This is a genomic window from Streptomyces sp. NBC_01465, from assembly GCF_036227325.1.
Taxonomy (GTDB): domain Bacteria; phylum Actinomycetota; class Actinomycetes; order Streptomycetales; family Streptomycetaceae; genus Streptomyces.
Genome location: NZ_CP109467.1, coordinates 413,934 through 432,965, shown reverse-complemented (window position 1 = coordinate 432,965; position 19,032 = coordinate 413,934). Strand labels below are relative to the sequence as shown.

Annotated in this window: 19 protein-coding genes; 10 read left to right on the top strand and 9 right to left on the bottom strand. The window is 69.3% G+C overall.

The genetic code is table 11. The features are described 5' to 3' along the window. Positions 1–2: 2 nt before the first annotated feature. Complete coding sequence (locus OG707_RS01815; RefSeq protein WP_329113574.1) at positions 3–2,024, bottom strand: NPCBM/NEW2 domain-containing protein; 2,022 nt, start codon at positions 2,022–2,024, stop codon at positions 3–5. A 268-nt stretch (positions 2,025–2,292) separates the two neighbouring features. On the opposite strand from OG707_RS01815, the gene OG707_RS01810 reads away from it, so the two are divergent. Genes OG707_RS01810 through OG707_RS01800 form a run of 3 tightly spaced genes read left to right on the top strand, consistent with a single transcriptional unit; the run spans position 2,293 to position 5,454 of the window. Then, entirely contained in the window at positions 2,293–3,588 is a 1,296-nt protein-coding gene (locus tag OG707_RS01810; RefSeq protein ID WP_329113572.1) for an ABC transporter substrate-binding protein, read from the top strand. 40 nt (positions 3,589–3,628) lie between these two features. After that, positions 3,629–4,543, top strand: coding sequence for a carbohydrate ABC transporter permease (locus tag OG707_RS01805; protein WP_329113570.1), 915 nt, complete (start codon positions 3,629–3,631; stop codon positions 4,541–4,543). Next, positions 4,540–5,454, top strand: coding sequence for a carbohydrate ABC transporter permease (locus OG707_RS01800; protein ID WP_329113568.1), 915 nt, complete (start codon positions 4,540–4,542; stop codon positions 5,452–5,454). The genes OG707_RS01805 and OG707_RS01800 overlap by 4 nt, the downstream gene beginning before the upstream one ends. Positions 5,455–5,463: 9 nt before the next feature. Here the strand turns inward: OG707_RS01800 and nadE are convergent, their stop codons facing one another. The 3 genes from nadE to ku form a co-directional block, all read right to left on the bottom strand. Next, positions 5,464–6,294, bottom strand: coding sequence for an ammonia-dependent NAD(+) synthetase (nadE, locus tag OG707_RS01795; RefSeq protein WP_329113566.1), 831 nt, complete (start codon positions 6,292–6,294; stop codon positions 5,464–5,466). Positions 6,295–6,369: 75 nt separating this feature from the next. Beyond that, positions 6,370–6,540, bottom strand: a complete 171-nt coding sequence (locus OG707_RS01790; RefSeq protein ID WP_329113563.1) for a hypothetical protein — start codon at positions 6,538–6,540, stop codon at positions 6,370–6,372. A gap of 169 nt (positions 6,541–6,709) precedes the next feature. Then, complete coding sequence (gene ku / locus OG707_RS01785; protein WP_329113561.1) at positions 6,710–7,651, bottom strand: non-homologous end joining protein Ku; 942 nt, start codon at positions 7,649–7,651, stop codon at positions 6,710–6,712. Between the two features lie 53 nt (positions 7,652–7,704). Between ku and ligD the strand changes: the two genes are divergently transcribed. From ligD to OG707_RS01770, 3 genes are all read left to right on the top strand, one after another. Next, positions 7,705–8,589, top strand: coding sequence for a non-homologous end-joining DNA ligase (gene ligD, locus OG707_RS01780; RefSeq protein ID WP_329113559.1), 885 nt, complete (start codon positions 7,705–7,707; stop codon positions 8,587–8,589). Beyond that, a complete protein-coding gene (locus tag OG707_RS01775; protein ID WP_329113556.1) occupies positions 8,586–9,413 on the top strand; it encodes an ATP-dependent DNA ligase in 828 nt (275 codons plus the stop codon). The genes ligD and OG707_RS01775 overlap by 4 nt, the downstream gene beginning before the upstream one ends. A 91-nt stretch (positions 9,414–9,504) precedes the next feature. Beyond that, a complete protein-coding gene (locus OG707_RS01770) occupies positions 9,505–10,542 on the top strand; it encodes an NUDIX hydrolase (RefSeq protein WP_329113554.1) in 1,038 nt (345 codons plus the stop codon). Here the strand turns inward: OG707_RS01770 and OG707_RS01765 are convergent. Both OG707_RS01765 and OG707_RS01760 read right to left on the bottom strand, forming a co-directional pair. Beyond that, positions 10,501–11,211: an MBL fold metallo-hydrolase gene (locus tag OG707_RS01765; RefSeq protein ID WP_329113552.1), complete on the bottom strand. Its 711-nt coding sequence runs from the start codon at positions 11,209–11,211 to the stop codon at positions 10,501–10,503. The genes OG707_RS01770 and OG707_RS01765 overlap by 42 nt on opposite strands. Before the next feature lie 53 nt (positions 11,212–11,264). Then, positions 11,265–12,629 (bottom strand): dipeptidase, encoded by a 1,365-nt coding sequence (locus OG707_RS01760; protein ID WP_329113550.1) that lies wholly within the window; start codon positions 12,627–12,629, stop codon positions 11,265–11,267. A gap of 155 nt (positions 12,630–12,784) precedes the next feature. Here OG707_RS01760 and OG707_RS01755 point away from each other — a divergent pair, with 155 nt between their 5' ends. Next, positions 12,785–13,999 carry a geranylgeranyl reductase family protein gene (locus OG707_RS01755; protein WP_329113548.1) on the top strand — a complete coding sequence of 405 codons (1,215 nt, stop codon included), beginning with the start codon at positions 12,785–12,787 and terminating at the stop codon, positions 13,997–13,999. Here OG707_RS01755 and OG707_RS01750 read toward each other — a convergent pair whose 3' ends face one another. Further along, on the bottom strand, positions 14,000–14,449 hold the full coding sequence (locus tag OG707_RS01750) for a nitroreductase family deazaflavin-dependent oxidoreductase (RefSeq protein ID WP_329113545.1): 450 nt from the start codon (positions 14,447–14,449) through the stop codon (positions 14,000–14,002). It abuts the gene before it with no gap. Positions 14,450–14,573: 124 nt separating this feature from the next. Here OG707_RS01750 and OG707_RS01745 point away from each other — a divergent pair, with 124 nt between their 5' ends. From OG707_RS01745 to OG707_RS01735, 3 genes are read left to right on the top strand one after another with little or no spacing between them, the layout of a single operon-like run. Next, entirely contained in the window at positions 14,574–15,269 is a 696-nt protein-coding gene (locus OG707_RS01745) for a TetR/AcrR family transcriptional regulator (RefSeq protein ID WP_329113543.1), read from the top strand. Positions 15,270–15,327: 58 nt separating this feature from the next. Next, complete coding sequence (locus OG707_RS01740; protein ID WP_329113541.1) at positions 15,328–16,545, top strand: sensor histidine kinase; 1,218 nt, start codon at positions 15,328–15,330, stop codon at positions 16,543–16,545. After that, positions 16,542–17,207: a response regulator transcription factor gene (locus tag OG707_RS01735; protein ID WP_329113539.1), complete on the top strand. Its 666-nt coding sequence runs from the start codon at positions 16,542–16,544 to the stop codon at positions 17,205–17,207. Before OG707_RS01740 ends, OG707_RS01735 begins: the two co-directional genes overlap by 4 nt. Here OG707_RS01735 and OG707_RS01730 read toward each other — a convergent pair. Further along, a complete protein-coding gene (locus OG707_RS01730) occupies positions 17,168–17,449 on the bottom strand; it encodes a DUF6332 family protein (protein WP_329113536.1) in 282 nt (93 codons plus the stop codon). The two genes, OG707_RS01735 and OG707_RS01730, sit on opposite strands and share 40 nt — an antisense overlap. A 79-nt stretch (positions 17,450–17,528) precedes the next feature. Further along, positions 17,529–19,016 (bottom strand): MFS transporter, encoded by a 1,488-nt coding sequence (locus OG707_RS01725; protein WP_329113534.1) that lies wholly within the window; start codon positions 19,014–19,016, stop codon positions 17,529–17,531. Between the last annotated feature and the right edge of the window lie 16 nt (positions 19,017–19,032).

The following is a 19,032-nucleotide window of genomic DNA, read 5'->3' as shown; positions in this document are numbered from 1 at the left end:
GGCTAGCAACTGAGCTGTGCGTCTGCCCAGTCGGCGTGGTCGGAGTCGTTCCCGTCCCCGCCGTCGGTGACCACCAGCCGTACGACCTTCGCCCCGCTCACGTCCGCGGTGAGCGGCTGGGCGGGCATGGCGGTGGTCAGGACGCCCGTCGAGGCGACCTTGATCCCGTCGGCCCAGATCTCGAAGGTGACCGTGCCCTTGGTGCTCTTCTCGTCGTCGACGCCGACCTGCGCCGTCACGGAGCTGCACTTGGCGCCCGTGTAGTACGCGATGTCGCTCGCCGCGTGCGCCCCGATCCCCTTGGCGAAGACCGTCCCGCCGAGGGTGATCGGCTTGCCGTCGCCCGCCGCGCTCTCACCGTTGCTGGTGTTGCGCTCCACGGGGCCCCACCCGTTGCTCGAGGACATCCACGGCAGATCGCCGAGGTACGACGTCCCGGCGGGCGGTGGCACCACCACGCTGCCCCCGAAGGGCAGTTGGCTCTCCACCCTGGTGCCCGACGGTGAGCGGTAGGCGGCGGTGAGCGTGAAATCGTACGCGCCGACCGTCGTGCCCGCGGGCGCGGTCACCTTCCACTTCGTGGTGAGCGCCGTGCCGGTCGTCACGACCGCCTTGGACGTCGGACCGGCCGGAGTGACCTTCCAGCCCGCCGGACCCGTCAGGGCGACGGAGGCCTGGAGCGCGGGCGTACGGCCGAGGTCGGTGACCGTGGTGGTCAGATCCACCGTGGCACCGCTCTCCAACAACGGGCTGCTGTTCAGGCCGAGTTCGACGGCAGGCGGGTTCTTCGCCCACTGCTTGTCCGCCGAGACGCGCAGCAGCACAGTGCCGTGCGCGGGGACGGTCGCCGAGACGGTGCCCGCGGTGTTGAAGCTCTGGTGCTTCCACAGATCGCGCTCGGTGTACGCGGTCGCCTTCGGCAGCCCCGCCGCCTGCGCGGTGGTGGCGATGCGCTGCGCGGTCCCCGTCTCGTTGAAGAGGGCGATCGTACGGCTGCCGTCCTTCATCTCCTTGGACACGACCCAGCGGCCGCCCTCGGAGGAGAGCACGGTGCCCTGCTTGCCTAGCGGGTCCTGGTCGACTGCGATGACTTCACTGTTGGTGACGATGTCGAAGGTCTCCGGCGTCGCCTTGCGCAGATCGGATCCGATCAGCAGCGGTGAGGCCATGACGGACCACATCGAGAAGTGCGTGCGGTACTCGGTGTCCGTCATGCCTCCGTTGCCGACCTCGAGCATGTCCGGGTCGTTCCAGTGCCCGGGGCCCGCGGCCGCGGCGAGCGGCAGATTCTGCTTCATGATCGACAGCATGGAGCCCCAGCTGTCACTGATGTCACCGGTGGTGCGCCACAGATTGCCGACGTCCGCCGCCCACTCCCAGGGCTTGTTGGAACCCCATTCGCAGATGCTGTAGACGATGGGGCGCCCGGTGGCCTTCAGTGCGTCGCGCATCGTCGTATAGCGCTGAATGGCGTCGACGCCCTGGTTGTTGCAGTTGTCGTACTTGAGGTAGTCCACACCCCAGTCGGCGAACTGCTGGGCGTCGCTGTACTCATGGCCCAGACCGCCGGGGAATCCGGCGCTGTTGCACGTCTTGGTTCCGGCACTGGTGTAGATGCCGAGCTTCAGTCCCTTGGAGTGGACGTAGTCGGCAACTGCCTTGATTCCATTGGGGAATCGCACCGGGTCGGGCACCAGTTTGCCGTTCGCGTCGCGCTGCGGAAGGGCCCAGCAGTCGTCGAGATTGACGTACTGGTAGCCGGCGGCCTTGAGGCCCTTGTCGACGAAGAGGTCGGCGATGCCCTTGACCATCGATTCGTTGAACTCCGCCCGGCAGCCCGTGGAGTTCCAGTTGTTGAAGCCCATCGGAGGGGTGAGGGCCAGACCGTTGTTGAGCTGTGGCGCGGCGGCCGGTGCGGAGTCGTGTGCCGCGGCCGGAGCCGCGAGCCCGCCGGCGCACAGCAGTGCGGTGGCCAGCGCTCCGAGGACTCTTCGGCCGGTGGTGCGGGATGGGAGATGACGCATCGTTACGTTCCTCCGTGCTCGCCAGTGATCGGATCACTTCATGTACGCGTCAGGTGCGCGCGTTTACGGTAGAGCCTGTTGAAGTCTGTTGGAAGAGATGCGGTAACGGTTGTTCGATATCTCGTCAAACCCCTTGACTGGTCCCCCACTTGGGAGTGAGATCCAAGCCTCGCGTTCGGTTGTGTTGGGTTCCACCCCGGAGGAGGGGGACATGGCGCAGTCTTCGTACAACGGTTCAGTCATCCCTGGAAGCGTGGCTGGACATCGGATGTCCCGGCGGAATCTCCTGCGCGGTGCAGCCGTAGGGGCCGGCGCCGTGGCGCTGCCTTCGCTGCTCACCGCCTGCAGCAGCGGCCCCGGGGGCGACCCCAAAACCATCAGGATGGGGTCGAACTCGTCGGACCCCGTTCCGAAGAAGGCCTTCGCGGACGCATTCGCCGCGTACGAGAAGCAGTCCACGGCAGGCCGGAAGATCAAGGTCAACACCGTTGACCACAACACCTTCCAGGAGAACATCAACCGCTATCTGCAGGGCAAGCCGGACGACGTCTTCATGTGGTTCGCCGGATACCGCATGCAGTTCTTCGCCAAGAAGGGTCTGCTGCTCGACATCAGCGACCTCTGGAAGAACTACCAGGGCTTCTCACAGGCGTTGAAGGACCAGTCGACGGGCGAGGACGGCAAACAGTACTTCACGCCGTACTACTACTATCCCTGGGCCGTTTTCCACCGGAAGAGCCTCTTCGCGCAGCACGGATACACCGCACCGAAGACGCTGGACGAGTACATCGCGCTCGCCAAGCAGATGCAGAAGGACAAGCTGGTCCCCATCGCTTTCTGCGACAAGGACGGCTGGCCCGCCATGGGCACCTTCGACTACATCAACATGCGCACCAACGGCTACGACTTCCACAAGTCCCTGATGGCGGGCAAGGAGGCCTGGACCGACAAGCGGGTCAAGGACGTCTTCGACACCTGGCGCAGCCTCCTCCCGTACTGCCAGCCCGCAGCCAACGGCCGCACCTGGCAGGAGGCCGCCACCAGCCTTCAACAGCGCAAGACCGGCATGGCGGTCTTCGGAATGCCGCACCCCGGTCAGCAGTTCCCCAAGGCGGAGCAGGGCGACATCGACTTCTTCCCCTTCCCGGAGATCAACCCGGAGCACGGCCAGGACGCCGTCGAGGCGCCCATCGACGGCTTCCTGCTGGCGAAGAAGTCGAAGACGCTGAAGAACAAGAAGACCCTCGAGAGCGCGAAGGACCTGCTCACCTACCTCGCCACGCCCAAGGCCGAGGACGTCTACCTCGCCGGTGACCCCAACAACGTCGCCGTCAACAGCGGGGCCAGTACGTCGACGTACTCCGATCTGCAGAAGAAGGCCGTCGAACTGGTCTCGGGAGCCAAGCAGATCTCCCAGTTCCTGGACCGCGACACCCGGCCGGACTTCGCGTCCACCGTGATGATCCCGGCCATCCAGAGCTTCATCAACAACCCCAAGGACGTCGACGGCCTGGTCAACGGGATCGAACGGCAGAAGAAGACCATCTTCGCCACCGAAGGCTGACCGGCTCAGACTTCACCGGACCCACCTGGAGTTCACAGACGTGTCGCTCACCTCTGCGCGGCGCGCCAAGCGACGAGGCCCACGGCGTTTCACCCGCCGTGACCTCGTCGTACTCGGCGTGCTGCTGGGTATTCCGATCCTGCTCGACATCGCGATCGTGTGGGGCCCGACCCTCGCCTCCGTCGTCCTGTCCTTCACCAGCTGGGACGGCATCGGATCGATCCACTGGGTCGGTACGCAGAACTACACCAACCTCTTCACCAACTACCCGCCGTTCTGGCCGGCGGTGCGCCACAACCTGATGTGGCTGGGCTTCCTCGGGCTCATCGCCACACCGTTCGGGCTCCTGCTCGCCGTACTCATCGACCGTGGCGTGCGCTTCAGCCGCTTCTACCAGTCGACGATCTACATGCCCGTGGTGCTCTCCCTCGCCATCGTCGGCTTCATCGCCCAGCTGATCTTCTCCCGCGACCAGGGCGTGCTCAACGCCGTACTCGGGAACAAAGACAACCCCACCGACTGGCTCGGCGACCCGAACCTGAACATCTGGATGATCCTCATCGCGGCCGCCTGGCGGCACACCGGCTACGTGATGATCCTCTATCTGGCCGGGCTCAAGGCAGTGGACCCCACGCTCAAGGAAGCGGCCGCCATCGACGGGGCGAACGACCGGCAGACCTTCTTCCGTGTCGTCTTCCCGACGCTGCGCCCGGTCAACGTGATCGTCGGCGTCATCACCGTCATCGAGTCCCTGCGCGCCTTCGACATCGTCTACGCCGTCAACCACGGCCGCAACGGCCTCGAAGTGCTCTCGGTGCTCGTCACCGACAACATCATCGGCGAGGCCAGCCGGATCGGCTTCGGCTCCGCCATCGCGGTGGTACTGCTGGCCGTCTCCATGGGATTCGTCGTGACGTACCTCGTCCAGGAGATCCGAGGGGAGAAGAACCGATGACGCTCGACACCACGGTGGACGTCGCGGCCACTCCGGCCGAGCCCGGTGCCCGGCGGGGCATCCGCCCCGGCCGCCTGGGCGTCCACGCCTTCCTGATGGCCGTCTCGCTCGCCTTCCTGGCACCGCTGCTGCTCGCCGTGTACGCCTCGCTCAGGCCGTACGACGAGACGTCGAAGAACGGCTACCTCTCCCTCCCCAAGCACCTCTCCTTCGACTACTACAAGCAGGCGTTCAGCGACTCGGGGATGACGAAGTACTTCGTCAACACCATGATCATCGCTATCCCCGGAGTGATACTCGCGCTGTTCCTCGCCTCGTTCGTGGCCTTCGCCGTCTCCCGGCTGCGGCTGAAGGGCGGGATCGTCCTGCTGATGCTCTTCACGGCGGGCAACCTGCTGCCCCAGCAGGTGATCGTCACTCCGCTGTACGTCGTCTTCAACAAGATCCCGCTGCCGTACTGGATGTCCGACTCGATGACGATGTTCGACTCGTACTGGGCGGTCGTCCTGGTCCAGGTCGGCTTCCAGATGGGCTTCTGCGTCTTCGTCCTGGCCAACTTCATGCGCACCCTGCCCACGGAGATCCTGGAGGCGGCGATCGTCGACGGGGCGGGCGTGTGGACGCAGTACTGGCGCATCACCCTGCCCCTGTGCCGCCCGGCGATCGCGGCGCTCGCCACGCTCCAGTTCACCTGGATGTACAACGACTTCCTGTGGGCGCTGGTCTTCATGTCCGACGGCGACAAGCTCCCGATCACCTCGGCGCTGAATAACCTGCGCGGGCAGTTTTTTACCGACTACAACCTGCTGGCGGCAGGTTCGGTGATCGTCGCACTGCCCACGCTCGTCGTCTTCCTGCTGCTCCAGCGCCACTTCATCGCGGGACTGACCCTTGGATCGAGCAAGGGGTAGAGCAACGGCTCAGGGAGCGACGGGCAGTTGGCGCTTGTGTTCGGTGAGGCGGTAGCGGTTGACGATGATCTCGAAGGCGCGCTCGTCCACCGGCTTGCCCTCCAGGAAGTCGTCGATGTCGTCGTACGTGACCCCGAGCGCGTCCTCGTCGGTCTTGCCCGGGTCGAGGGTCTCCAGGTCGGCCGTCGGGGCCTTCCAGACCAGCTCGGCCGGTGCGCCCAGCAGGTCCGCGACGGCGCGCACCCGGCGCTTGGTCAAGCCCGTCAGCGGGACCAGGTCCGCGGCACCGTCGCCGAACTTGGTGAAGAAGCCGGAGACCGCCTCCGCCGCGTGGTCGGTGCCCACGACCAGGCCGTTGTGCGCGCCGGCCACCACGTACTGGGCGATCATGCGCTGGCGGGCCTTGATGTTGCCGAGTACGAAGTCCTGGTGGCTCGCATCGCGGAAGCTCACGCCGCCGGCCAGCGAGGCCTCCAGCGCGGCGTCGCTCGCGGGCTTGACGTCCACGGTCAGGACCTCGTCCGCCTTGATGAAGGAGAGCGCGAGCTGTGCGTCGTGCTCGTCGGCCTGGACACCGTACGGGAGGCGCATCGCGTAGAAGCGCGCCTCGTGACCCGCAGCCCGGGCCCGCTCGACGGCCAGCTGGCAGAGCCGGCCGGTGGTGGTGGAGTCGACGCCGCCGCTGATGCCAAGGACGAGGGAGCGCAGACCGGTGGAGGTGAGGCGCTCGGCGAGGAAGGCCACCCGGCGCTCGATCTCCCGCTCGGCCTCGAACGTCTCGGCCACCTGGAGTTCCCGGGCGATCTCCTGCTGCAGGGCGATGGACGCCGGCTCGCTCACGTCTGCTCCTTGTTCCGCTTCACGATGTGCTGTCCCGGCCACTCTATCCAGGGGCTTGCGGCGGAACAGGTTCGGCTACTCCACGGGCTCCAGCTGCCGCGCGACCACGAGGAACGCATCCGCGTCGAGGTCCATCACGACCTCGACCGGGCGCCCCTGCGCGCGCTGCGCCGCGGCGAACTCCTCCGCGGGCCAGCTGCCGCGCGGGCCTCCGGCCGGAAACTTCTGCACCACCATGCGGTTCATGCCCAACTCCTCTGTCCCACTCGGGTTTTCCGGTGCTGGAGAACCCAACGAGATGCCGTGTGCGTGCGTCACGGTCTCCCCTTCCCCCGCGGAAGGACTCACAGGGAAGGACGCCCTGGGGTGGGCGATTCGTTGCTGCGGGGCGGGCAACAGTACCGCTACGGATGTCTCAGGCCGATGCGCGCTTCTTCGCCGCGGGCGCCTTCTTGGCCGGAGTCCGCTTCGTCGCCGTCTTCTTCGCGGCCGTCTTCTTTGCCGCGGCCTTCTTCGGGGTCGACTTCTTCTGGCCGGGGCGCAGCGCCGTGACCTTGGCCGGCGCCGAGTCCCCGTCGCCGCGAGACTCCTTCGCCTGGCGCACACTGTTCTCCAGCGCGGCCATCAGGTCGATGACCTTGCCGCCGGATGCCGCTCCGGCGGACTCCGTCTCCGCCTCACCGTCGGAGGTCTTCGCCGCGACCATGGCCTCCACGGCCTCGCGGTAGCCGTCGCGCAACGAGGCCATCTCCACCTCGCCGAGCGTGCTCATCAGGGTGTCCGCCAGGTCGAGTTCGGCATCGCTGACCGTCACCTCGGACTCGGGCGCGACCCCGTCGGGCGTACGGATCTCGTCGGGCCAGAGCAGACCGTGCATCGCGATCACGTCGTCGACCACGCGCAGCATCCCGAGCCGCTCGCGCCCGTGCAGGGCGAACTTCGCGACGCCCACCTTCTCGCTGCGCTTCAGCGCCTCGCGCAACAGCGTGTACGGCTTCGCGGCGGGGACGCCGTTCGCGACGAGGTAGTACGCCGAGCTCATCTGGAGCGGATCGATCGAGGCGGCCGGGGCGAAGGAGACGATCTCGATGGTCTTGGCGGTCGGCAGCGGCAGCGTGGCCAGGTCCTGCTCCGTGATCGGGATGATCGAGCCGTCGGCGTCCTCGTACCCCTTGCCGATGTCGGCGGACGCCACCTCCTCCTCGTCCAGCTCGCACACCTTCCGGTAGCGGATGCGGCCTCCGTCGGCGGTGTGGATCATCTTGAAGCCGATGGAGTGGTTCTCGGTGGCGTTCACGAGCTTGATAGGGATGCTGACCAGGCCGAACGAGATGGCGCCGTTCCATATGGATCGCACGATTTCTCCTACCCGACGGGCCGATATGTCCTGAATCGTGGGATTCTCATGGTATGCCGCCGATGACTGAGGTGGAGGGGCGACGCCTGGCGCTCAGCAACCTGGACAAGGTCCTGTACCCGTCCACGGGCACCACCAAGGGCGAAGTCCTCCACTACTGCGCCACCACCGCGGGGTCCCTTCTCGCCCATCTCTACAACCGGCCGGTCTCCTTTCTGCGCTATCCCAACGGGCCGGACGGCCAGCATTTCTTCACCAAGAACGTCCCGCCGGGGGCGCCGTCGTGGGTCCGCAGCGCCGAGGTGCCGCGTTCCGGCGGGAAAACCGCACGTCAGGTCCTCGTACAGGACGTGTCCACCCTGATGTGGGCCGCGAATCTGGTCGTCGAATTCCATGCGCCGCAGTGGCAGGCGGACACCCCGGGCGTCGCCGACCGCCTGGTCCTGGACCTGGACCCCGGCGCACCCGCCACGGTCGTCGAGTGCTGCACAGTGGCGATGTGGCTGCGCGAGCGCCTGGCGGCCGACGGACTGCACTCGTACGCCAAGACCAGCGGGTCCAAGGGGCTGCATGTGCTCGTCCCGCTCGAGCCCACTCCTTCCGACGACGTGAGCGCGTACGCGAAGGCCATCGCGATCGAGGCGGAGGCCGATCTGCCCGGCCTGGTCGTCCACACGATGGCCCGGGCCCAGCGCCCCGGAAAGGTCTTTGTCGACTACAGCCAGAACGCCGCCGCGAAGACCACCGCTTCCGCCTACACCCTGCGCGCCCGGCCCGAGCCGACCGTCTCCACGCCCGTCACCTGGGACGAGGTCCGCGACTGCCGCACCGTCGAGGAGCTGACCTTCCTCATGGACGACATCAAGCCGCGCCTGGAGCGGTACGGCGACCTCCTCGGGCCCCTCATCAACCTCAATCGCGCCAGGCCCCTGCCGTGAAGCAGCCCGTCGACGTGGCGCTCGCCGCCACCGTACGGACCCTGCCTGACAGTGGCGGATGGGCGTACGAGCCGAAGTTCGACGGCCACCGCATGGTGGTGATCCGGGGCGAGGACGTGGTCCTGCAGGCCCGGTCCGGGCGTAACGTCACCGGCGCCTTCCCCGACCTCGTCGCCGCCGCCCGGGAACTGCCCGCCGGCACGGTCCTGGACGGCGAGGTCGTCGTCTGGACCGACGGGCGCACCGACTTCGCCGCCGTCCAGCACCGCGCCTCCGCCTCGGCAACGCAGGCGGCAGCCCTCGCCGTAAGCCTCCCGGCCTCGTACGCCGCCTTCGACCTGCTCGAGGAGGGCGGCACGGATCTGCGGACCCGGCCGTACGAGCTGCGGCGCGAACAACTCGTCGCGCTGCTCACCCCGCTCGGCCCGCCCCTGCAGCCCGTCCCCATGACCACGGCCCCCGCCACGGCCGCCCTCTGGTACGACACCCTGCCCGCCACCGGCATCGAGGGCCTCGTCGCCAAACGGCTCGACCAGCCCTACCGGGGCGGCACCCGCGCCTGGAGCAAACTGCGCCACTCCGAGCCGCGCGACGCGGTCGTCGTCGGCCATGTCGGCAGCGCCGCCCGCCCCAGCGCCCTGCTGCTCGTACTGCCCGGTGACGACGACACCCCCGTCCAGTCGTCCCCGCTGGCCCCCGCGCTGCGGGGACAGGCAGGAGCGGCGCTGGCCGCCGGTGAGCTGGGGGAACTGGCCGCCGAGGTGGAGCAGGGCACCACCGCGCGGCACGCGGGGGTCACCGTGATGCGCCTGATCAGGCCGTGAGCTGTTCCGTACGGCAGTACCTGCCCGGCACGCGTTTCCGTGGCAGGGTGTTGCGGGCAAGCCACAGGGGGCTACGGATGAGGGGGGAACCGTGATCGTCTGGGTCAACGGTGCGTTCAGTGCGGGCAAGACCACGGCCGCGCGAGAACTGATCGATCTGATCCCGAACAGCACCTTCTACGACCCCGAGGTGATCGGCGGGGCGCTGCGCTTCCTGCTGCCGCAGAAGCGGCTCGCGGAGGTCACCGACTACCAGGACCTGCCGATCTGGCGGCGCATGGTGGTCGACGCGGCCGCGGCGCTGCTCGCCGAGGTGGGCGGGGTGCTCGTGGTGCCGATGACGCTGCTGAGGCAGGAGTACCGGGACGAGATCTTCGGGTCGCTGGCGGCCCGCCGCATTCCGGTCCGGCATGTGCTGCTGACAACTGACGAAACGATCCTGCGCCAACGCATCGCCGCCCGCGAGGAGTTGGAGGGCGACCCCGAGGGCAGTGAGCGCGTACGGCAGTGGGCGTACGACCACATCGAGCCGTACCGCACGGCACTCGGCTGGCTCCGCGACGACGCCCTTGTGATCGACAACAGCACGCTCACTCCGGCCGCGACCGCAGAACTCGTCGCCGAGGCGGTACGGACCGGGGCGGCCGGGATCTGCGAGATCGTCCAGACGCCCGAGCCGACCGGGGAGACCGTCGCCGCCGGGGTCCTCCTCTTCGACGAGCAGGACAGGGTGCTGCTCGTCGACCCCACGTACAAGCCCGGCTGGGAGTTCCCCGGCGGAATAGTGGAGCGGGGCGAGGCGCCCGCCCGTGCGGGGATACGTGAGGTGGCCGAGGAGGTGGGGATACAACTCGACCGGGTGCCAAGGCTGTTGGTGGTGGACTGGGAGCCGCCGCGGCCGCCCGCGTTCGGCGGGATGCGGCTGCTGTTCGACGGCGGGCTGCTGAGCCCCGCCGAGGCCGCGGGGTTGTCGCTGCCGGGCCCCGAGCTGCGCGGCTGGCGGTTCGTCACCGAGGAGGAGGCGGCCGGGATGCTGCCGCCCAACCGCTTCGAGCGGCTGCGCTGGGCGCTGCGGGCCCGCGAGCGGTCAGCCGTGATCAACCTCGAGGCCGGCGTCCCGGTCGGCTGAGGCGCGCAGGACCTTCGCCGCGTCCTCGGTCATGGGATCGCCGTGACCGAAGCAGACCGTCGCCGGCGCGAGAGCGGCCAGGCGGCGGTACGAGGCGAGGGCGCGGGGGCGGTCGGTGTTGAAGACGCCCAGCATCACCTGCCCCACCGCGGCGATCGCGTCACCCGTGAACAGCACGCCGTGGTGCGGGAGATGGACGGCGATGGAGCCGTCCGTGTGGCCGGGGGCGTGGACGACGCGGGCGCCGTCGCCGAAGCCGAGGTCGTCGCCGTCCTCCAGTTCCCGGTCCACCCGGGTGGGCGGGGCGACCGGCACGGTCAGCCCGTGCTCGTACAGCGGGATCTCCCAGTCGAGCAGCACGGGTTCGGGGACGGGCGCATCGCCGCGGACGACGGGGGCGTCCAGGCGGTGAGCGAGGATCTCGGCGCCGTACCGGCCGGCGAGTTCTCCCGCCGCGCCGACGTGGTCGCGGTGGCAGTGGGTGAGGACGATCCGGCGGAGGCGGTGCGGGTCGAGGCCCAGGCTCCGTATCGCGTCCTCGATCGCGGGCGCGCCGTCCGCGTGGCCCGCGTCGACCAGCGTCAGCTCCTCGCCGTCGCGCCAGAGGTAGGCCTGGCCGATGGGGAAGCGGAGGAGATGGAGGCGGGGGAGAACTTCGACGAGGTCCATGCGGCGAACGTAACGAGCTGCGTCCGCCCGCCGCACGGATCTTCGCTGACCGCTTAACCCAGCTTGGACTGCGCGTAGTTGACGAGGAAGTAGGCCTCGGCGACCGAGAGGCGCTCCAGCTCCTCCGGCGAGACGCTCTCGTTCACCGCGTGGATCTGTGCCTCCGGCTCGCTGAGGCCGATCAGCAGGATCTCCGACTCCGGGTAGAGCGCGGCGAGGGTGTTGCAGAGCGGGATGGAGCCGCCCATGCCCGAGGACTGCATCTCCTGGCCGGGGTAGGCGATCCGCATGGCCTCGGCCATCGAGGTGTACGCCGGGCTGGAGGTGTCCGCCTGGAAGGCCTGGCCCTGGCCGACCTGCTCGAAGGAGACCCGCGCACCCCACGGGGTGTGCTTCTCGATGTGCGCGAACAGTAGCTTCGTGGCCTCCGCGGCGTCCTGGCCGGGCGGCACCCGCAGGCTGATCTGGGCGCGCGCGCTGGCCGGGACGGACGGCGTGGCGCCGGCCACCGGCGAGCAGTCGATGCCGATCACGGTGACGGCGGGACGGGCCCAAATGCGGTCCGCCACCGTGCCGTTGCCGATCAGGTGCACCCCGTCGAGGACCTTCGCGTCCTTGCGGAAGTCGGCCTCCGGGTACGCCAGGCCGTCCCAGTCCGCGTCCGCGGCCAGACCGTCGACGACCGTGGAACCGTCCTCCGCGCGCAGCGAGTCCAGTACGCGGATGAGCGCGGCCAGCGCGTCGGGGGCCGCGCCGCCGAACTGGCCCGAGTGCAGATTGCCTTCGAGGGTGTCCAGGGTGACCCGGATCATCGTCATGCCGCGCAGCGTCGCCGTGACGGTGGGCAGACCGACGCGGAAGTTGCCCGCGTCGCCGATCACGATGGAGTCGGCTGCCAGGAGCTCGGGGTGCGCCTCCGCGTACCGCTCGAGACCGCCGGTGCCCTGCTCCTCCGAGCCCTCCACGATCACCTTCACGGAGACCGGGATGCCGCCGTTGGCCTTGAGGGCGCGCAGCGCGAGCAGGTGCATGATCACGCCGCCCTTGCAGTCGGCGGCACCGCGCCCGTACCAGCGGCCGTTGCGCTCGGTCAGCTCGAAGGGCGGGGAGATCCAGGCGGCCTCGTCGAGCATCGGCTGTACGTCGTAGTGGGCGTAGAGAAGTACGGTCGGCGCGCCTTCGGGGCCGGGCAGGAAGCCGTACACCGACTGGGTGCCGTCCGGGGTGTCGAGGAGGGCGACGTCCTGGAAACCCTCGGTGCGCAGGGCGTCCGCCACCCAGTTCGCGGCGGCCTCGCACTCGCTCTTCGGGGCCACGGCCACGTCCGCCACCGACTGGAACGCCACCAGCTCGGCGAGCTCCGCCTGGGCGCGGGGCATCAGCGAGGCAATGGTCTCGGCAATCGGATTCGCGGTCATGGGCACGCTCCTCGTGGGTGCGACGTTGGATTACGTGTACGTGTTTGTACGACGAAGGTGAGATCGATCCTCCCACAGCGGGATCGAGCGACACCGCGCCGTAGGATGCCGTCGACAGCACGGGCCACTGGTCGGATCAGGAGCAGCAGCACATCGTGAGCAGCGAGAACGCAGACGCGGGCACGGAGAACGACCTGTCCGTCTGGGACGTCGTCGTGGTCGGCGCAGGGCCCGCGGGGGCCTCGGCCGCCCATGCGGCGGCAGTCGCGGGACGGCGGGTGCTCCTCTTGGAGAAGGCCGAACTGCCGCGCTACAAGACGTGCGGCGGTGGAATCATCGGCCCCTCGCGCGACTCCCTGCCGCCCGGCTTCGAACTGCCGTTGCGGGACCGGGTGCACGCCGTCACCTTCTCCATGAACGGAAAGCTGACGCGCACCCGCCGGTCGAAGCAGATGCTCTTCGGGCTGATCAACCGGCCCGAGTTCGACCAGGGTCTGGTAGAGGCGGCGCAGAAGGCCGGCGCCGAACTGCGCACCGGGGCCACGGTGTCGAGGGTCGAGCAGCACGGCTCGTCCGTACCGGACCGGCGGACCGTCGCCGTGGTGCTCTCCGACGGCGAGACCGTACTGGCCAGGGCCGTTGTCGGAGCCGACGGCAGTGCCAGCCGCATAGGGGCGCATGTCGGGGTGAAGCTCGACCAGGTGGACCTCGGTCTGGAGGCGGAGATCCCGGTGCCGGCGACCGTCGCCGAGGACTGGGCGGGGCGGGTGCTCATCGACTGGGGTCCCATTCCCGGGAGTTACGGGTGGGTGTTCCCCAAGGGCGACACCCTGACCGTCGGTGTGATCTCCGCGCGCGGCGAAGGCGCCGCCACCAAGCGGTACATGGAGGACTTCGTCGCACGCCTCGGGCTCGCCGGGTTCGAGCCCGCCGTCTCCTCCGGACATCTCACGCGGTGCCGCAGCGACGACTCGCCGCTGTCACGCGGCCGGGTGCTGGTGTGCGGGGACGCTGCCGGGCTGCTGGAGCCGTGGACGCGGGAGGGGATCTCCTTCGCCCTGCGTTCGGGCCGGCTCGCGGGGGAGTGGGCGGTGAAGGTCGCCGAGTCGCACGACGCGGTCGACGCCCGGCGCCAGGCGCTGAACTACGCCTTCGCCATCAAGGCCGGGCTCGGTGTGGAGATGGCGGTGGGGCGGCGGATGCTGGCGGCCTTCGAGCGCCGTCCGATGCTGCTGCACCTGGCGATCACAAGTCTGCGGCCCGCATGGAACGCGTTCGCCGACATCACCCGTGGTGCGACGTCGCTGGGTGAGCTGGTGCGGACTCATCCGCTGGCGCAGCGCGCCCTGTCGGCGTTGGACCGCGACTAGTCAGCTCTGCACGGTGATGCGGAAGACGGGGTGGTCGGGGGCGATGCGGCGCAGTTCCTCGGCGGTGGAGTCGGGGCCGACGCCGTTGAAGAAGATCCCGACCTCCGCCTTCCAGCGCTTGAGGTAGGCGCGCAGGATGTCGGGCTTGTCGTCGTCGCCGACCTCGACGGCGGTGAAGGTGTCCGCCTTCTTGCCGAGGTGGAGTTCGCCGCCGCCCGCTGCGCGCATGTTGTGGGTCCACTGGACGTGGCCGCGGGGTGCGACCAGGTACTGCTGACCGTCCAGGGTGAGCAGGTTGACCGGCGTACGCCGCCACTCACCGCTCTTGCGGCCGCGCACGGCCAGCACCCGCGATCCCCAGACGCTGAGGCCGCGCCGTGTCATCCAGGTGACGGTCCGGTTGAGGACGTTGATCGTGAACCAGCCGGGCTTCCGAACGTGTGCGGACATGACCACTCCCTGTTTTGTGAGCACTGCTCTCGCTTGAGAGCAGTCTGCACCCGATCGGTGCTCCAAAGCAAGAGCACTGCTCTCGTTATTGGGCAGTGCTCTGAAATCTGGCAGACTGTGTTCCATGAGCACCATTCGAGGAGCCCGCGCCCGCGCCCGTATCGAAGTGACCGCAGCCATCAAGGACGAGGCGCGCAGTCAGCTGGCCGCCGAGGGCGCCGCGAAACTCTCGCTGCGCGCGGTCGCCCGTGAACTGGGCATGGTCTCCTCCGCGCTCTACCGCTACTTCCCCAGCCGCGACGAACTGCTGACCGCGCTCATCGTCGACGCGTACGACGCCGTGGGCGAAGCCGCCGAGACCGCACTGGCGAAAGCGTCGCGCTCCGGCCACCGCTCCCAGTGGTCGGCCGTCTGCACGGCGGTCCGGACCTGGGCGCTGGCCCACCCCCACGAGTACGCCCTGATCTACGGCTCGCCCGTCCCCGGCTACACCGCCCCCCAGGACACCGTGGTCCCCGCCGGCCGGGTCGCCCTCGCCCTCATCTCCGTCGTCCGCGACGCCCACCGCGCCGAAGGCCTCGCCCTCGCGCCGCTGCCCGACGCCGTACGCCCGGAGGCCGAGCGGCTCGCCGCCGACATCGCCCCCGACCTTCCGCCCGCCGCCGCCCTTGCCATGGCCACGGTATGGGCGCAGCTCTTCGGGCTCGTCTCCTTCGAGGTCTTCGGTCAGTTCAACCGGGTCGTCGAGGACCGCGACGCCTTCTTCGCGCAGGCCGCCGAGGGACTCGCCCAGACCGTGGGCCTACTCCGCGGGGAGTAGGACTGATCACCACGCCGGGCTGACGCCCCGGCCGCCCCACCGGTCTAGCGTTACGGACATGGAAGAGCAGCGAGCACACACCTGGGGCGGACCGCCGCGTTGGCAGCCGCCGTGGGCCCGGGACTCCCACGACCGGCTGCCCTGGGTGTCCACCCTGGCGCTCACCCTCTTCGTGCAGGCGGGCTCGACGTTCGCCTCGCACAGTCAGGCGGCCGACCGTTCACCGCTGGACGTCTTCGCGCGGCTGCTGCTGTTCGCCGGCACGGCCCTGCTCCTCGTCCGCCACCGCCACCCCGTCCTGGTGGCCTTCGGTACGGCCGGCACCGCGATGATCTACCTCGGCGCCGGTTACGCCTACGGCCCGGTCTTCCTCACCGTCGCCGTCGGCTGCTTCGCCGCGATCGTCGCCGGGCACCGCCGCGCCGCCTGGTCGGCCGTCGGCATGCTCTGGGCCGGACATCTGCTGGTCGCCCACTGGCTCTACCGCTGGCTGCCGCCCACCGGCGACACCTCCCCGCCCTGGGGTCAGGAGTTGGTGGTGCTCGCCTGGGTGGTCGCCATCGTCGCGGCCTCCGAACTCGCCCGCGTACGGCGCGAACAGTGGGCCCACGCCCGCGCCGAGCGCGCAGCCGCCGAAAAGCGCCGCGCCGACGAGGAGCGGCTGCGCATCGCCCGTGAACTCCACGACGTCCTCGCCCACTCCATCTCGGTCATCAACGTCCAGGCCGGTATGGGACTTGCCCTGCTCGACGCAGACCCCGAGCAGGCGAGGTCCGCCCTCACCACCATCAAGGCCGCCAGCAAGGAGGCGCTCGGGGAGGTCCGCCAGGTCCTCGACACCCTGCGCGCCCCCGGTGAGGCTCCCCGGGCACCCGCCCCCGGACTCGACCGGCTCCCCGAACTCGTCGAGCAGGCCTCGGGCGCCGGGCTGACCGTGGAGGTCGAGCGGGCCGGCACCGTGACGCAGCTCCCGCCCGGTGCCGATCTCGCCGCCTTCCGGATCGTGCAGGAGGCCCTGACCAATGTGGTCCGCCACTCCGGTTCGCGTACCGCGCACGTCAGACTCGACTACGCCCCGGGCCGCCTCGGGCTCCGTATCGACGACAAGGGCCCGTCCACCGGCGGGGATGCGGGAGGCAGCGGAAACGGACTGATCGGAATGCGGGAGCGGGCCGCCGCTCTCGGTGGCACGATCGAGGCGGGCACGCGCCCGGACGGCGGTTTCCGGGTCGAGGCCGTCATCCCGCTGGCCGCCGCGTCGAAGGAGTCGCTGTGATCCGTGTACTGCTGGCCGACGACCAGTCCCTGGTCCGTGCCGGATTCCGGGCGCTCCTCGGCGCGCAGGCCGACATCGAGGTGATCGGGGAGGCCGCCGACGGCGACGAGGCCGTGCGTCTCGTCACCGAACTCCGCCCCGACGTCGTGCTGATGGACATCCGCATGCCGGTGCTCGACGGTCTCGCCGCCACCCGCCGGATCACGGGCGACGAGAAGCTCGACGGGGTGAAGGTGGTCATGCTCACCACCTTCGAGCTCGACGAGTACGTCTTCGAGGCGATCCGCGCAGGCGCCTCGGGATTCCTGGTCAAGGACACCGAACCGGAGGAGCTGATCCGTGCGGTGCGTGCGGTGGTCGAGGGCGACGCACTGCTCTCGCCCGGCGTGACCCGCAGGCTGATCTCCGAGTTCGCGGCCCGCTCCAAGGAGCCCGCGGCGGCGGACGGCCTCGGTGAACTCACCGACCGCGAGCGGGAGGTGATGGCGCTGGTCGGCATCGGCCTCACCAATGAGGAGATCGCCCGGCGTCTGGTGGTCAGCCCGCTCACGGCCAAGACCCATGTGAGCCGGGCGATGGTCAAGCTCGGTGCCCGCGACCGGGCCCAACTGGTCGTGCGCGCCTACGAGTCGGGCCTGGTGCGCCCGGGCTGGATCGGCTGAGGCGCGGGGCGGCCCCGGTAGCGCCACAGGACGTACACGACACGCACGACGAAGACGAGCGCCGCGGCGCAGACGGCTGTGACGGTCATGACCTGCCGCGCGATGCCGTCCGGTTCGAGGAAGTGGACGGCAGGGCCGAGGATGCCCAGCAGGGTGGCCCCGGCGACGAAGGCCGCGCTGAGCAGTGCGTAGCCGATCTCCACGGTCATCGCGTCCCGCTCGGCCTGATTTCGGTTCCCCATACGGGAAAGTCTCACAGCTGTGCGGCCGACGGGCAAGGAACACCCGTCGGCCGCAGACCGGTTCGTATGGGGCGTGCGGTCAGTCGCGTACGGCCACGCGCTCCGTGCTCTCCTCATGGACGGGCTCGGATTTGGCGATCAGCACCGTGTGCTGCTGCGGTCGCCGCGTACGCAGCCCGGTCAGCGTGATCAGCAGTCCGGCGAGCGCGACCACCGTCACCACGACCAGACCCGGACGGTAGCTGTCGAGCAGTGCCTGCGGGGAGCCGGAGGCGCTGCCGTCGGAGGTGATGACGGCGGTGACGACGGCCAGGAAGATGGCCCCGCCGACCTGGACCGAGGTGTTCAGCAGGCCCGAGACCATGCCCTGCTCGTGGTCGTCCACGCCGTTGGTGGCCTGGATGTTGAGCGACGGGAAGGTCAGCGCACAGGCCGCGCCGATCAGCAGCATGGTCGGCAGGATGACCGCCGCGTAGCTCGGGTCGAGGCTGGTGCGCAGGAACAGCGCGTAGCCCACCACCATGAAGGTGAAGCCCGCCGCGATGAGCCGTGGCGTACCGAAGCGGTCGACCACCGCGCCGACCTTCGTGGAGGACAGCGCCACCAGCGCGCCCGCCGGGAGGAAGGCCAGCGCGGTCTGCAGCGCGGACCAGCCCAGGACCGTCTGCAGATACTGCGTGGCGATGAACTGGAAGCCCACGTACGAACCGAAGAACGCGGCCGCGCCCAGCTGGGCCCTGACCTGGGTGCCGGAGCGCAGTACGCCGAGTCGGATCAGCGGATGGCTGCTGCGCTGCTCGATCACCACGAACGCGGCGAGCAGGATCGCGACGGCGAGGAAGGAGAGCAGCGTACGGGCGGAGGCCCAGCCCACTTCGGAGGCCTGGACGACGGTGAAGACGAGCAGCAGCATCGAGACCGTGCCGGTGACGGCGCCCGGCAGGTCGTAGCCGCGGTGCGTACGGTCGCGCTCGCTGCGCGGGATCAGCTTCGCGCCGAAGACCAGGGCGATAAGTGCGATGGGTGCGGGGAGCAGCATGGTCGAGCGCCAGCTCACCTCGGTGAGCAGGCCGGACAGGACGAGGCCCATCGAGAAGCCGGTGGCCGCGCAGGTGGTGTAGATGGAGAGCGCGCGATTGCGCTGGGGGCCTTCCTTGAAGGTCGTGGTGATGATCGAGAGTCCGGCCGGCGCGGTGAACGCGGCGCTGAGGCCCTTGATGAAGCGGCTGGCGATCAGCAGCGGCCCCGAGTCGACGAATCCACCGAGCAGGGACGCCAGGGCGAAGACGGCGAGCGCGATCAGGAAGACCTGGCGCCGGCCGAGGAGGTCGGCCGCGCGGCCGCCGAGCAGCAGCAGTCCGCCGTAGCCCAGGATGTAGCCGCTGACGATCCATTGCAGGGTCGAGGTGGTGAGGTTCAGGTCGCTCGCGATGGACGGCAGGGCGACGCCGACCATCGAGACATCGAGTGCGTCGAGGAACATCGCGGCACAGAGCACCAGCAGGGTGCCCCACAGGCGGGGGCTCCAACGCTCTTGGGTTGCGGGGACGTTGAGCGGTGAGGTCATGCGGGGAACAGTACAT